The following is a 13100-nucleotide window of genomic DNA, read 5'->3' as shown; positions in this document are numbered from 1 at the left end:
GATCAGTTACTGCCTTCGACGGTGCCGTTGGCGTTCGGTCCGACGGCGAGCTGGCCATCGGACTCGGCCTGCGCCTTCAGCTTCTCCCGCTCGGCGGGGGTGAGCACGGGCGGGGCCTCCGACGGGAGCCGCTTGCCGAAACCGTTGAACGGCGACATCGGCGGACGCTTCTGCACCCGGGCGCAGATCCGGTCCATGTCCTCGCGGGTGAGCGTCTCTTTCTCGATCAGCTCGAGGACCATCTCGTCAAGGACATCCCGGTACTCCACCAGGATCTCCCAGGCCTCGTCGTGCGCGAGCTCGATGAGCGCACGCACCTCCGAGTCGATGTCGGCTGCCACCGAGTCCGAGTAGTCCCGCTCGTGGCCCATGTTGCGGCCCAGGAACGGCTCGTCCCCACTGGTCCCGTACTTCACGGCACCCAGCTTGGAACTCATGCCGTACTGCGTGACCATGGCACGGGCCAGGCCGGACGCCTTCTCGATGTCGTTGCCGGCGCCAGTGGTGGGCTCGTGGAAGACGAGCTCCTCAGCGGCGCGGCCACCCAGCGCGTACGCCAGGGTGTCGATCATCTCGGCACGGGTCTGCGTGTACTTGTCCTCGACCGGCAGGACCAGCGTGTGACCCAGCGAGCGGCCACGCGGCAGGATCGTCACCTTGTGCACCGGCGCGGAGTGCGGCAACGCGTAGGCGACCAGAGCGTGACCACCCTCGTGGTACGCCGTGATCTTCTTCTCGTTGTCGCTCATCGCCCGGGTGCGGCGCTCGGGGCCGGCGATGACCCGGTCGATCGCCTCTTCGAGGAAGTAGTTCGAGATCGCCCGCTTCTCGTTACGCGCGGTGAGCAGCGCGGCCTCGTTGATCACGTTGGCCAGGTCGGCGCCGGAGAAACCGGGCGTGCGGCGGGCCACCGAGTCGAGGTCGACATCCGGCGTGAACGGCTTGCCCTTGGCGTGCACCCGGAGGATCGCCTTGCGGCCCTCCATGTCCGGGTTGTCCACTGGGATCTGCCGGTCGAAACGACCGGGACGCAGCAGCGCGGGGTCGAGGATGTCGGGCCGGTTGGTGGCCGCGATGAGGATCACGCCACCCTTGGTGTCGAAGCCGTCCATCTCGACGAGCAGCTGGTTGAGCGTCTGCTCGCGCTCGTCGTGACCGCCACCCATGCCGGCGCCGCGGTGCCGGCCGACGGCGTCGATCTCGTCGACGAAGACGATCGCCGGAGCGTTCGACTTGGCCTGCTCGAAGAGGTCGCGGACCCGGCTCGCGCCGACACCGACGAACATCTCCACGAAGTCCGACCCGGAGATCGAGTAGAAGGGCACACCGGCCTCGCCGGCGACCGCGCGGGCCAGCAGCGTCTTACCGGTACCCGGCTGGCCGAAGAGCAGCACGCCCTTCGGGATCTTGGCACCGAGCGCCTGGTACTTCGCCGGGTTCTGCAGGAAGTCCTTGATCTCCTGCAGCTCCTCGACCGCCTCGTCGGCGCCCGCCACGTCGGCGAACGTCGTCTTGGGCGTGTCCTTGGTGATCATCTTCGCTTTGGACTTGCCGAAGTTGAGCACCCGCGAGCCGCCACCCTGCATCTGCGACATGAACAGCAGCAGCAGAACCACCAGAATGGCGATCGGCAGCAGGTTGATCAGCAGACTGAGGAGGATGTTGTCGCCGGAGACGGTGGTGTTGATCGTCCCGGTGATCCGGCCGGCGGACTTGGCCTGCTGAACGTCGTCCCAGATGGCGCTGGTGACCTCGTACGGATATTGGGTTTCGATCTTGTTCGTGCTCTTGCCGTTGAACTGCTCGGAATCCTTCAGGTCGATCTGGAGCGTCTGCTCCTTGTCCTTCTGGACGACCTTCTCGATGCCGGGCTGGTTCAGACGCTCAAGAGCGACCGAAGTGTCTACCCGCTGGTAGCTGGTACCACTGGTGAAGATCGAGCTCAGCGCGACTACGCCGATGATCACCAGAATGATCCAGACCACCGGGCGGCGGAAGAAACGCGTACGTTCCATACTGTTGTCGGGCGCCAAGCGCCCGGACCCTCCTGATCGGCGTCCTGGTCACCTCAACGTCGCCGCCCACCGGCGGCCGCCGGGATCAATTTCCCCCGCTTGGTGGCGGCGAATCGCGTCCCGGCCCCTCCGGCGCTCGTGACACCACGCCATCGGTCACTCGACCGTACACCGTAGGCACGCATCGCGAACCCGTGAGGCGGTAGGGCGAACTCCACGTAACCCCCCGCAATCCAGCGTGTTTCAGCAATAAAACGGGCGATATCCACCATTACTGAGAACACGCTGAGAAAGCGGTTCAGCTACGGGCGTAGACCTCGGGCCGCAGAACTCCCACGTACGGCAACTCGCGGTAGCGCTCCGCGAAGTCCAGTCCGTAACCGACCACGAACTCGTTGGGGATGTCGAAGCCCACATACTTCACCGGAACCTGCACCTTCACCGCGTCCGGCTTGCGGAACAGCGCGACCACCTCGACGCTGGCCGGCTGACGCGACTCCAGGTACTTCATCAGCCAGGACAGGGTCAGCCCGGAGTCCACGATGTCCTCGACCACCAGCACGTGGCGGCCGGCGATGTCCCGGTCCAGGTCCTTCAGGATGCGCACCACGCCCGACGAGGTCGTCCCCTGCCCGTAGGAGGAGACCGCCATGAACTCCATCTCGGTGGACGGACCCTGGCGGCCCAGCGAGCGGGCGAAGTCGGCCATGAACATGACCGCGCCCTTGAGCACGCACACGAGAAGGATGCCGTCGGCGGCATCGGCATGGTCCGCGGAGACCTGTTTCGCCAGCTCGTCGATCTTCTCGCGGATCTGCTCCTCCGAGATGATCACGTGGTCGATGTCGGCGTCGTACCAAGAACCATCTGCCATGGCCCTAAGCCTGCCGCATGGAGGTTACCGTTCGCGAAACGGGGCCGAATTACGTTGCCCATCGCTCACTTGACAGGGGCCGGAACCACCCGAACGAGGTCACTGTGCCGCCTCGCGACGGCGATCCCGCCGGGCAGGCAGGCCTCGCCCTGCCCGTGCCAGTCGGTGACCAGGGCGTCCAGGGACATCACGTGCCCGAACGCCAGCGCGCCGCCGGGCGCACCCAGTTCCCGTGCCCACCGGTGCAGCACCCGGCCGCGGATCGCGGACGGCAGCCCGGCCAGCGCCGCCACGGACAGGCCGTCGCCGGACCTGGCCCGCTCCAGCGCCTCGGCCGCCAACTCGTCCAGCGCCTCGTTGTCGGCCGCGAGCAGCGCCGCCGTCCGGGCCAGGTTGCCGACCACGGCCGCGCCCAGCTCGGTGACGAGGGTGGGCAGGGCGGTGGCACGGACACGCGACCGTGCATACGCCGGATCGGTGTTGTGCGGGTCCTCCCAGGGGGCGAGGCCCAGCGCGGCGCACGCCTTCCGGGTGTCGGCACGGGCCACCTCGAGCAACGGGCGGCGGAACACCCCGCGGCGCTGCGGCATCCCGGCCAGGCCACGGGGGCCGGCGCCCCGGGCCAGCGCCAGCAGCACCGTCTCGGCCTGGTCGTCGCGCGTGTGCCCGAGCAGCACGGCGGCCGCCCCGAGCTCGGCCGCGGCAGTCTCCAGGGCGGTGTAGCGGGCGGTCCGCGCGGCCGCTTCCGGGCCACCGGGCAGACCCGCGACGGTGACGGTCGACACACGTACCGGATCGAAGTCGGCATCTCGCGCCCAGGCGGCAACCGATCGTGCCCGGCGGTCCGAGCCCTCCTGGAGGCCGTGGTCCACGGTGACCAGACCGACCCGGCCCGCCACGAACCTCGCCGCCGCGGCGAGCGACAGCGAATCGGCGCCGCCCGAGCAGGCGACCAGCACCAGCGCGCCGGATGGCAGGTCCGCCAGACCTCGGCGGACCGCGGTGCGGACCGCGGCGACCGGCGCCGGGATCCGGGCCACGGTCAGTCGAGCGCCGGGCGCGCGTCGTGCACCCGCGCCACCCAGGCATCCGGATCGCCGAGCTCCTCCAGCCAGGGCAGGGTCAGCGGGGACTCGAAGATCTTGTTGAAGCCGTCCATCCCCACCCGCTCGACCACGCCGTGCACGAACTTGTGGCCCTCCGCGTACTGCCGCATCTTGACCTCGATGCCGAGCAGGCGGCGCACCGTCTTCTCCAGCGGGTTGCCGCCCTCGCGCCGGCGGTTGAACTTGGTGCGGATCGACTCGACGGACGGGATCACCTCGGGGCCGACGCCGTCCATCACGAACTCGGCGTGCCCCTCCAGCAGCGTCATCAGTGCGGTCAGCCGGTCCAGCACGGCTTTCTGCCCAGGGGTCTGCACGATGTCGAGCACCGAGGCGCGGCTCTCCGGGTCGCGCAACGCGTCCGAGACCGTCGCCACGCCGCGGCGCAGGCGCTCCAGCATGTGCTCGCCGCCCTGCGAGGCGTCGACGAAGGCCTGCACCTGACCGAGGAAGTAACCCCGCATCCAGGGGACCGCGGTGAACTGGGTGCGGTGGGTGACCTCGTGCAGGCAGACCCAGAGCCGGAAGTCCCGCGGATCGGCGCCGATCTTGCGCTCGACCTCGACGATGTTCGGCGCGTTCAGCAGCAGCTGGCCGGGATCGCCGGAAAACACCTCATACTGCCCCAGGACGCGGCCGGAGAGGTAGGCCAGGATCGTCCCGGCCTGGACGCCGGTGACCCTGGAGCCGATCGCCTCGGCGAACGCGCCCGGCTGCTTGTCCCCGGAGAGCTTGGTGACCAGCGGGTTGATCACCTGTTGCAGGCCGGCGATGTTCACCTTCGCCCAGTCCCGCCGGTCGACCACGCGAACCGGGGGGACCACGGTCTGCGAGCTGAGCCCCGTGTACTCCGCCACGTGGCCGGCCGCGACCTCGGTCAGCTCCCGCAGCTCGGACACCACCTGAGCGGCCTCGTCGTAGGAAACCGCTGGACCTGATTTGGAAAGCGCGCCAGCGGTCGCGGCGGCCAGATCCCAGTCAACGAACTGCGCCATGCAGCCGACAGTACCCGCGCGGCTCCACAGCGCACTCCGGTGAAACCCTTAGACGGGGTATCCCGGCCGGACGTCGATACCCGGGTTCTAGGAACAGCCGCAGGCCACCAGCTTGGCGGCGACCTTGTCGAGGGCGGCCTTGGCGGTGGTCGCGTCCGAGGTGGCGCTCGCCATGATCGCGAAGGCGAGAACCCGCCCGTCCCTGGTGATCAGCACGCCGGCCAGCGTGTTCACGCCGCTGAGGGTGCCCGTCTTGGCGCGCACGATGCCCTGCGCCGCCTGGTTCGGGCTGGGCGTGGCGAACCTGGTCCGCAGGGTGCCGGACCAGCCGGCCACCGGCAGGCCGTTGAACATGGCGGACAGCTCCGGCTTGGTGCCGCCGGCCGCCAGGGCCAGCGTCTGCACCAGCAGGGTCGGACTGATGCCGTTGTGCCGGGAGAGGCCGCTGCCGTCGTAGAGGTCCGCCTCGTCGCCGGGCAGGCCCAGCTCCTTCAGCTTCTTGATCATCGCCTCGGAGGCGCCGTCGAAGCTGGGCTCGGCGCCGGCGGCCAGCGCCACCTGCCGGGCCATCGTCTCGGCGATGGTGTTGTCGCTCTGCTGGAGCATCCAGTCGAGGACCTGCACCAGCGGCGGCGACTCGACTTTGCCCAGTTCCTGGCCGGGGGTCACGCCGGCGGCCGCGGCGGAGGCCGGCGCGGAGGCTGCGGCGGACGCCGGGGCCGTCCCCTTGGCGACCTTCGACGCGGCGACGCCGAGCTGCTTGGCGAACGTCTTGCCCGCGGCGAGCGCCGGGTCGCTGAACCGCGGGTCGCCGCCGAACTCGTTGTGCACCGGCTTGATCCGGCCGGCGTTCGTCATCAGCGCCTGGATCCGGGCCACCTGACCGCCCGGCGAGATGTCGTCGGAGGACCAGCCGGTCGCCGTCTCCGGCCCCTTGAACAGCGAGGCGTCCACCGTCACCCGGGTGATCGGGGTGCCGCCCATCGCCTTCTTCACCTGCTGGGCTAGCAGGTCGAGCCGGGCCGCGCCGGGGAACTGCCCTTTCGCGTCGGCCGACAGCGTCGGGTCACCGCCCCCGATGATCACCACCTCGCCCGCCGTCTCGCCGGCCACCGCGCGGGTCGCCAGGCGATAGGCCGGGCCGCGCGCGGCCAGCGCGGTCACCGCGGTGAGGATCTTGGTGGTCGAGGCTGGCGTGGTCGGGATGTCCGCGTTCTGCGCGTAGAGGACCTGCGCGGCGGCCACGTCCAGCACCGAGACGTGCACGGTCGAGCCCAGCGCGGACGACTTGACCAGCGGATCCAGCGCCTTCTTGACGGCATCGGCGGTCGGCGCCCGGCCCTGCGAGGTCGCCGCGGCGAGCACCGGGGTGGGCGTCGGCTCGGGCGTGGTCGCGATCGGGGTCGGCGTGGAGGAGTCGCCGAACCAGCCGGCGATCGGGCCGGGCTTCTCGACCAGGCCCACGACGGCCACGGCGACCAGGACCACCACGGCGAGGACGGCGGCGGCGGCCTTCGGGTTGGCGAAGAACCCCGACCCGGACCCGGCCGGGCCGCTGCCGGAAGCAGTCTCCGAGGCGGCCTCGGGCTCCGGCGTGGCGGGTGGCCGGGCTCCGCCGACGGGCGGGGGCACCGCCGGGCGCGCGGTGTTCAGAGGAACAGAGGCTTTCCCGTACGCGGGTGAGCCGCCCGGGATCGGGGCCGGCACCGGCTGGGGCGGTGGCGGGGCGCTCGGCGGATATCCACCGGCCGGCGCGATCGGCGCCGTCGTCCGGGAGTCCGGCGGCGGTGGCGGGGCGCTCGGCGGATAGGGGCTGGCCTGCGACTGAGGCGCAGATCCGGGCACACCGGGCCAACCGGACTGCCCTCTACCGGCATCCGGGTGATTCGTCCCGCTGGACACGCCGTTGCACTCCGGACTGTTCTGTGAATCTTGCCTCGTCACACGCCCCTCCTCGCCTGTGGCGTCAGACTTAGGGGAGACTAGCGACATCCGGCACACCGTTGCGCGCGGATCCTGCGGGCCTGCTTCCATTCCCCCGCTTCCCGCCCGGCGGCCCGGTCACATCAAGCGGGCAATCACAAGGGGAGCGGATAATGGATTTCGACGTTCTGGTTGAGATCCCCAAGGGGCAGCGCAACAAGTACGAGGTGGACCACAAGACCGGTCGCATCCGGCTGGACCGGACCCTCTTCACGGCGACACAGTATCCCGCCGACTACGGCTTCATCGAGGGCACCCTGGGCCAGGACGGCGACCCGCTGGACGCTCTGGTGCTGATCCAGGAGCCGACCTTCCCCGGTTGTCTGGTCCGTTCCCGTGCCATCGGGATGTACCGGATGACCGACGAGAAGGGCCGCGACGACAAGGTCCTCTGCGTGCCGTTCGAGGACCCGCGCCAGGAGCACCTGCGGGACATCCACCACCTGGGCGAGTTCGACCGGATGGAGATCCAGCACTTCTTCACGGTCTACAAGGACCTGGAGCCCGGCAAGTCCGTCGAGGGCGCGACCTGGGTCGGCCGGGTCGAGGCCGAGGCGGAGATCCGCGCCTCGTTCAAGCGCGCCGAGGACGCCGAGGCCGAGGAAGGCGAGCACCACTAGATCGTTCGTATCCCCTGATACCGCTGACGACCGCACCTGCGGGGCCCGCGCCTCGCAGGTGCGGTCGTATGGCTATCCGACGCCGAGACCGCTGACCGCGCGGTAGAGGCCGGCCACCGCGCACGCCACCGGGATCACCGACACCGTGGCCAGCACGTCCAGTGCGTCCGCGGCCCGGCTCACGGACGGCGCCGGCGGGCGCTGCGCCCAGATGGTCCCACCGGCCACGACGGCCAGCGCCAGCAGCACGCACCCCAGCGTCACCACGGGCAGGACCTTCGGCGGCGCCTCGGCGAGCAGGCCGGCGCCGAGCGTGACGAGAGCGGCCAGCCCGCCCGCGATCATCGGCAGCCGGTGCCGGCGCGCGCGGAACAGCCGGGACCGCAGCAGCAGGGCGATCGCGGCGGTCGCCAGCAGGATCCGCGCCGCCGGCGTGCTCACGACCGCCAGCGCCACCGCCGCGGCGGCCACCAGCAGCGCGTGGCCGAGCAGCAGGCCGGCCAGGAACTCGTCGGCCCGGCGGGCCGCGGCGAAGACCACCTCCCGGTCCGGCCGCCGGCGCAGCGCCTCCAGGGCCGTACCGGCCGGCTCGTCCGGCATCTCCTCCGGCAGGGTGGCCGGAGGCATCGGGGTACGGCCCAGCCGCAGGGCGAGCGCCGGGAGCAGCGAGATCCCGCAGACCAGGGCCGCCATCAGCGCCGCGGCGCCGGCCGCCGGGCCCGCGGCCAGCACGGTGAGCGCGGTCAGGGCGCCCAGCACGCCGATCGTCGCGCCGGCCGTGAAGACCCGCGGACCGGCCGCGACCCCGGCCCCGCCGAGCGTTGCTGCCAGGAGGACCGCGACCGAGCCCGCCAGCAGGCCCGGGCCGCTGATCCGGTCGCCGCCGGACGAGGTGACCAGGGCGGTCGCGCCGGTGAACGCGTAGGGCATCGCGAAACAGCCGAGCACCACGCCCGCGCCGGCCACGCCGTACGCCCGGGAAGTGGTTGTCGCGGCCAGGGTGAGCAGCGTGGCCAGGCCCAGACCGGGCCAGCCCGAGGTGTCGCCGCGCAGCGCCAGCAGGCCCAGGGTGAGGACCGCGCCGGCCGCGATCAGGGTCGTCGTGCGGGTCGCGGCCGGGGTCCAGAGGCCGCCGCGCCGGCGGGCGCCCTCGGCGACGGCTTCCACCACGTCGTCGAACTCCCACTCCGGCCAGTCGTCGTGGGCCGGGCTCAGGTGCAGCACCTCACCGTCACGCACACCCTGTGGATGAAGTCCGCTGCCGATCTCCAGGGCGAGCCCGTCGGCCCGGCGCAGCACCCACCCACCGTGCCGCTCACCGGTGTCGGCGAGATCCTCACCGGCGTGCCGGAGCACCTCGGGCAGCAGCTCGGCGAGCGGCACGTGCTCGGGCAGCGCGACATCCACCCGGCGCTGCGGGGCGCTGATCGTCACTCGAGCCAGACCGGTGCTCATCAGGCCCCTCCCGGTTGTCCACAGGGGAACGATTCGGTGCTGCGGGATCGACAGGACTGTATCTAGCATGAGCGCGTCGTGATGCCCCGTGACCGCCGGGGCACGTTCCGCGACGGAGAGGCGGCGGCCGGATGGGCACCGTGGCGATCAGACGGGCCGAGCGCCGACCGGCGCCCGAGATCCCGTTCGGGGAGCTGCCCGTCGAGGCGCCGCCGGAGACCCCCGCCCCGCCCGCCGGGCGCTGGCAGCAGGCGCTCATGGTGCTGCCGATGCTGGGCGGGACGGTCGCGATGGCGATGATGATGGGCCAGGGACGGGGCGGGGCGTACTCGTACGTGATCGGTGGCCTCTTCGGGGTCTCCTCGCTGGCCATGCTGGCCACCTCGTTCGGCTCGGCGACCGGCCCGCGCCGCGCCGAGATGGCCGCCGCCCGCCGCGACTACCTGCGCCACCTGGCCGTCCTGCGGCGGCGGGTCCGCCAGACCGTGCGGCGTCAGCGCGCCGGCCTGCTCTATCGCCATCCCGACCCGTCCCGCCTGTGGTCCACGGTGTCCAGCCATCGACTCTGGGAACGCCGGCCCGACGACCCCGACTTCGGCGTGGTGCGAGTCGGGCTCGGCCCGCAATCCCTGGCCACCCCGCTGCTGCCGCCGCCCACCCGGCCGTTGCACGAGCTGGAGCCGATGACGGCGGGCTCGCTGCGGCGATTCCTGGACGCCTGGTCGGTGGTGCCCGACCTGCCGGTGGCGATGTCGCTGCGCGGGTTCGCCCGGGTCCACGTGCGCGGCGACGAGCCGGCCCGCGCCCTGGTCCGGGCCGTGCTCACCCAGCTCGCCGTCTTCCACCCGCCGGACGACCTGCTGATCGCGGTCTGTGCCGGGCCGCGGCGGCGCGCCGAGTGGGAGTGGGTGAAGTGGCTGCCGCACGCCCTGCACCCCGAGCGTGGGGACGCGCTCGGCCCGCTGCGGCTGGTGGCCGGCTCCGGCCCCGAGCTGGACCGGCTGCTCGACGACCTGATCGGCGGCCGCCCACGGTTCCAGGCGGGCGCGCCGGGCCGGTCCGGGCCGCACGTGGTGATCGTCCGCGACGGTCCCGGCCCGCTCGCCGGGGACGACGGCCTGGACGGCGTGACAGTGCTGGACCTGGACACCCCGCCGCCCCGGCTGCTGGACCGGACCACCCTCGCGCTGGAGGCCGGGCCGGCCGGGACGCTGCGCACCGCCACGATGGACGTCGAGACCGAGGCCGGCCGCGCCGACGGGCTGCCCGCGACAGTGGCCGAGGCGATCGCCCGGCGGCTGGCCCCGCTGCGCCTGGCCGGCGCGAGCGACCCGGACGGCACACCGGCGCCGGCCGAGACCGGGTTCAGCGACCTGCTCGGCATCGGCGACCCGGAGAGCTTCCGGCCGGTCGAGGGCCGACGACCACGGACCGGCCGGGAACGGCTGCGGGTGCCGATCGGGACGACACCCGAGGGCCTGCCGGTCGAGCTGGATCTGAAGGAGTCGGCGCAGGACGGGATGGGCCCGCACGGGCTGCTCATCGGGGCCACCGGGTCGGGCAAGTCGGAGCTGCTGCGCACGCTCGTGCTGGCGCTGGCCGCCACGCACTCCTCCGAGCAGCTGAACTTCGTGCTGATCGACTTCAAGGGCGGCGCGACCTTCGCCTCGATGGACCGGCTGCCGCACACCGCCGCCCTGATCACCAACCTCAACGACGAGCTGCCGCTGGTCGACCGGATGGCGGAGGCGATCGACGGCGAGCTGATCCGGCGCCAGGAGTTGCTGCGCAAGGCCGGGAACTTCGCCGGGCTGCCGGATTACGAGCGGGCGCGGGCGGCGGGCGCGACCCTTCCCCCGCTGCCGTCGCTTTTCGTGATCGTCGACGAGTTCGCCGAGCTGCTGCTGCACAAACCGGACTTCATCGAGATGTTCCTGCAGATCGGGCGGCTCGGGCGGTCGCTGGGCGTGCACCTGTTGCTGGCCAGTCAGCGGCTGGAGGAGGGGCGGCTGCGGGGGCTGGACACGCACCTGTCGTACCGAATCGGGCTGAAGACCTTCAACAGCATGGAATCCCGGGTCGTCCTGGGTGTGCCGGACGCTGCCGACCTGCCCGGCGCCCCGGGGCACGCGTATCTGAAGTTCGGGAACGGGCCGCTGATCCGGTTCCGCGGAGCGTTCGTGTCCGGGCGGGTGCGCCGGGCAGTCGTCCCGGGCCGGGCCGCCGAGATGCGCGTGATGGCGTTCACCACGCGCACCGTCGCGACCCAGGCCGCCCTCCCGGTCGCCGCCGAGCCGGTCCAGGACGGGCCGACCATGCTCAGCGTGCTGGTCGACCGGATGGCCGGGCAGGGTCCGCCGGCTCATCGGGTGTGGCTGCCGCCCTTGGACACCTCGGCCGCGCTCGACGATCTGCTCGGGACACCCGTCGTCGACCGGGACCGCGGGCTGGCCTGCGCGAACCCTGCACTGCACGGCGCGCTGCAGGTGCCGGTCGCGCTGGTGGACAAGCCACGCGAGCAACTGCGGGACGTGCTGTGGCTGCAGCTGGGCGGGGCGGCCGGACACGTGGCGGTGGTCGGCGGGACGCTCAGCGGCAAGTCGACAGCGCTGCGCACGCTGATCTGCGGGCTGGCGCTGACCCATACGCCCGCCGAGGCGCAGGTGTACTGCCTGGACTTCGGGGGCGGGTCGCTCGGCGCGCTGCGCGGGCTGCCGCACGTCGGTGGGGTGTTCGGGCGGCTGGAGGCCGAGGGCGTACGCCGGACCGCCGGCGAGATGGTCACCCTGCTGGCCGAGCGCGAACGGACGTTCGCCGAGCTCGGGATCGCTTCGATGGCCGAGTTCCGGCGGTCCGGGACCGGCCCCGACGTGTTCCTCGTGGTGGACGGCTGGGCCACGGTGCGCGCCGACTTCGAGGAGCTCGAGCAGGTGCTGACCGATCTGGCGACGCGCGGGCTGTCGTACGGGATCCACCTGGTGGCCGGCGCCTCCCGGTGGATGGACTTTCGGCCCGCGGTGCGAGACCTCTTCGGATCACGGGTGGAACTGCGGCTCGGCGACACCTCGGACTCGCACGTCGGGCGGCGGGCCGCCACGGCGGTGCCGGAGCGGCAGCCCGGACGGGGCGTGATCGAGCACCCGGTGGTCACGGGACAGTGGCTGCACCTGCTCACGGCACGACCCGCGGTGACCTCGCTGGGCGACACCGCCGCGCTGGTCAAGGCGGTGGCCTCGGCCTGGTCCGGGGCGGTGGCGCCGCGGGTGCGGCTGTTGCCGGCGACGGTGGCGTACCGGCGGATCGCGGCCGCCGGCGAGGGCCTGCGGCTGCCGATCGGCCTGGCCGAGGCCGATCTGGAACCGGTGACCGTCGACTTCGCCTCCGATCCGCACTTCCTGCTGCTCGGTGACGCCGAGTGCGGCAAGTCGACCTTCCTCCGCACCCTGGCCGCGTCGGTGACCGGCCGGTTCGAGCCCGAGCAGGCCCGCATCATCCTGGTCGACTACCGGCGCAGCCTGATGGACCTGCCGGAGACCGGCCATCGGATCGGGTACGGGATGCAGGCCCAGCCCACCCTGGACCTGATGCACTCGGTGGCGGGATACATGGAGAAGCGCCTGCCCGGCCCCGAGGTCACCGCCAAAGACCTCCGGGACCGTTCCTGGTGGACCGGGCCGGAGCTGTTCGTGCTGGTCGACGACTACGACCTGGTGGCCGCCGGGCCGGTCAACCCGCTCACCCCGCTGCTGGAGTACCTTCCGCAGGCCCGGGACCTCGGGCTGCACCTGGTGCTCACCCGGCGGGCCGGTGGTGCCGGGCGGGTGCTCTACGAGCCGGTGATCCAGCGCCTGCGGGAGCTTTCCGCGCCCGGCCTGGTGATGTCGGGATCTCCTGAGGAGGGTGCGTTGATCAGTACCGTGCGGCCGGAACGGATGCCGCCGGGGCGTGGCCGACTGATCACCCGCCGTGAGGGAATTCGCCTGATCCAGCTGGCACTTCCCGAATCCGGGCCAGGGACAGACTCCCAGTGCGATTAGGGACCTCGGACCGCA

General features: G+C 71.9%; 9 protein-coding genes. 3 read left to right on the top strand and 6 right to left on the bottom strand.

Features of this window, described 5'->3' with window-relative positions:
- Positions 1–2 precede the first annotated feature (2 nt).
- The 5 genes from ftsH to dacB all read right to left on the bottom strand — a co-directional run bounded on the left by ftsH (position 3) and on the right by dacB (position 6481).
- Positions 3–2015 (bottom strand): ATP-dependent zinc metalloprotease FtsH, encoded by a 2013-nt coding sequence (gene ftsH, locus Acy02nite_RS39160; protein ID WP_203753234.1) that lies wholly within the window; start codon positions 2013–2015, stop codon positions 3–5.
- Positions 2016–2313: 298 nt separating this feature from the next.
- Positions 2314–2889: a hypoxanthine phosphoribosyltransferase gene (gene hpt, locus Acy02nite_RS39155; protein WP_203753230.1), complete on the bottom strand. Its 576-nt coding sequence runs from the start codon at positions 2887–2889 to the stop codon at positions 2314–2316.
- Between the two features lie 65 nt (positions 2890–2954).
- Positions 2955–3929 carry a tRNA lysidine(34) synthetase TilS gene (tilS, locus tag Acy02nite_RS39150; protein WP_203753227.1) on the bottom strand — a complete coding sequence of 325 codons (975 nt, stop codon included), beginning with the start codon at positions 3927–3929 and terminating at the stop codon, positions 2955–2957.
- Positions 3930–3931: 2 nt separating this feature from the next.
- Entirely contained in the window at positions 3932–4990 is a 1059-nt protein-coding gene (locus tag Acy02nite_RS39145) for a zinc-dependent metalloprotease (RefSeq protein WP_203753224.1), read from the bottom strand.
- A gap of 87 nt (positions 4991–5077) precedes the next feature.
- Positions 5078–6481, bottom strand: coding sequence for a D-alanyl-D-alanine carboxypeptidase/D-alanyl-D-alanine endopeptidase (gene dacB, locus Acy02nite_RS39140; RefSeq protein ID WP_307872308.1), 1404 nt, complete (start codon positions 6479–6481; stop codon positions 5078–5080).
- A 154-nt stretch (positions 6482–6635) separates the two neighbouring features.
- Here dacB and Acy02nite_RS46855 point away from each other — a divergent pair, with 154 nt between their 5' ends.
- Positions 6636–6800, top strand: a complete 165-nt coding sequence (locus Acy02nite_RS46855; RefSeq protein WP_239175618.1) for a hypothetical protein — start codon at positions 6636–6638, stop codon at positions 6798–6800.
- 286 nt (positions 6801–7086) lie between these two features.
- Positions 7087–7593 (top strand): inorganic diphosphatase, encoded by a 507-nt coding sequence (locus tag Acy02nite_RS39135; RefSeq protein ID WP_203753218.1) that lies wholly within the window; start codon positions 7087–7089, stop codon positions 7591–7593.
- A 72-nt stretch (positions 7594–7665) separates the two neighbouring features.
- On the opposite strand, the gene eccD is transcribed toward Acy02nite_RS39135, so the two are convergent.
- Entirely contained in the window at positions 7666–9048 is a 1383-nt protein-coding gene (gene eccD / locus Acy02nite_RS39130) for a type VII secretion integral membrane protein EccD (protein ID WP_203753215.1), read from the bottom strand.
- Between the two features lie 131 nt (positions 9049–9179).
- Here eccD and eccCa point away from each other — a divergent pair, with 131 nt between their 5' ends.
- A complete protein-coding gene (eccCa, locus tag Acy02nite_RS39125) occupies positions 9180–13085 on the top strand; it encodes a type VII secretion protein EccCa (protein WP_203753212.1) in 3906 nt (1301 codons plus the stop codon).
- The last annotated feature ends 15 nt before the right edge of the window (positions 13086–13100 follow it).

Source organism: Actinoplanes cyaneus, from assembly GCF_016862095.1.
GTDB classification, from domain to species: Bacteria; Actinomycetota; Actinomycetes; order Mycobacteriales; family Micromonosporaceae; genus Actinoplanes; species Actinoplanes cyaneus.
Note: the sequence above shows the minus strand (reverse complement) of the source record. Positions and strands in the feature narration are given on the sequence as shown.

What these genes read in the sequence shown, in the direction of transcription:
- Acy02nite_RS39135 (WP_203753218.1), top strand. Translation starts at nt 7,087, where the DNA reads ATGGATTTCGACGTTCTGGTTGAGATCCCCAAGGGGCAGCGCAACAAG.
- hpt (WP_203753230.1), bottom strand. Translation starts at nt 2,889, where the DNA reads ATGGCAGATGGTTCTTGGTACGACGCCGACATCGACCACGTGATCATC.
- Acy02nite_RS39145 (WP_203753224.1), bottom strand. Translation starts at nt 4,990, where the DNA reads ATGGCGCAGTTCGTTGACTGGGATCTGGCCGCCGCGACCGCTGGCGCG.
- eccD (WP_203753215.1), bottom strand. Translation starts at nt 9,048, where the DNA reads ATGAGCACCGGTCTGGCTCGAGTGACGATCAGCGCCCCGCAGCGCCGG.
- eccCa (WP_203753212.1), top strand. Translation starts at nt 9,180, where the DNA reads ATGGGCACCGTGGCGATCAGACGGGCCGAGCGCCGACCGGCGCCCGAG.
- ftsH (WP_203753234.1), bottom strand. Translation starts at nt 2,015, where the DNA reads ATGGAACGTACGCGTTTCTTCCGCCGCCCGGTGGTCTGGATCATTCTG.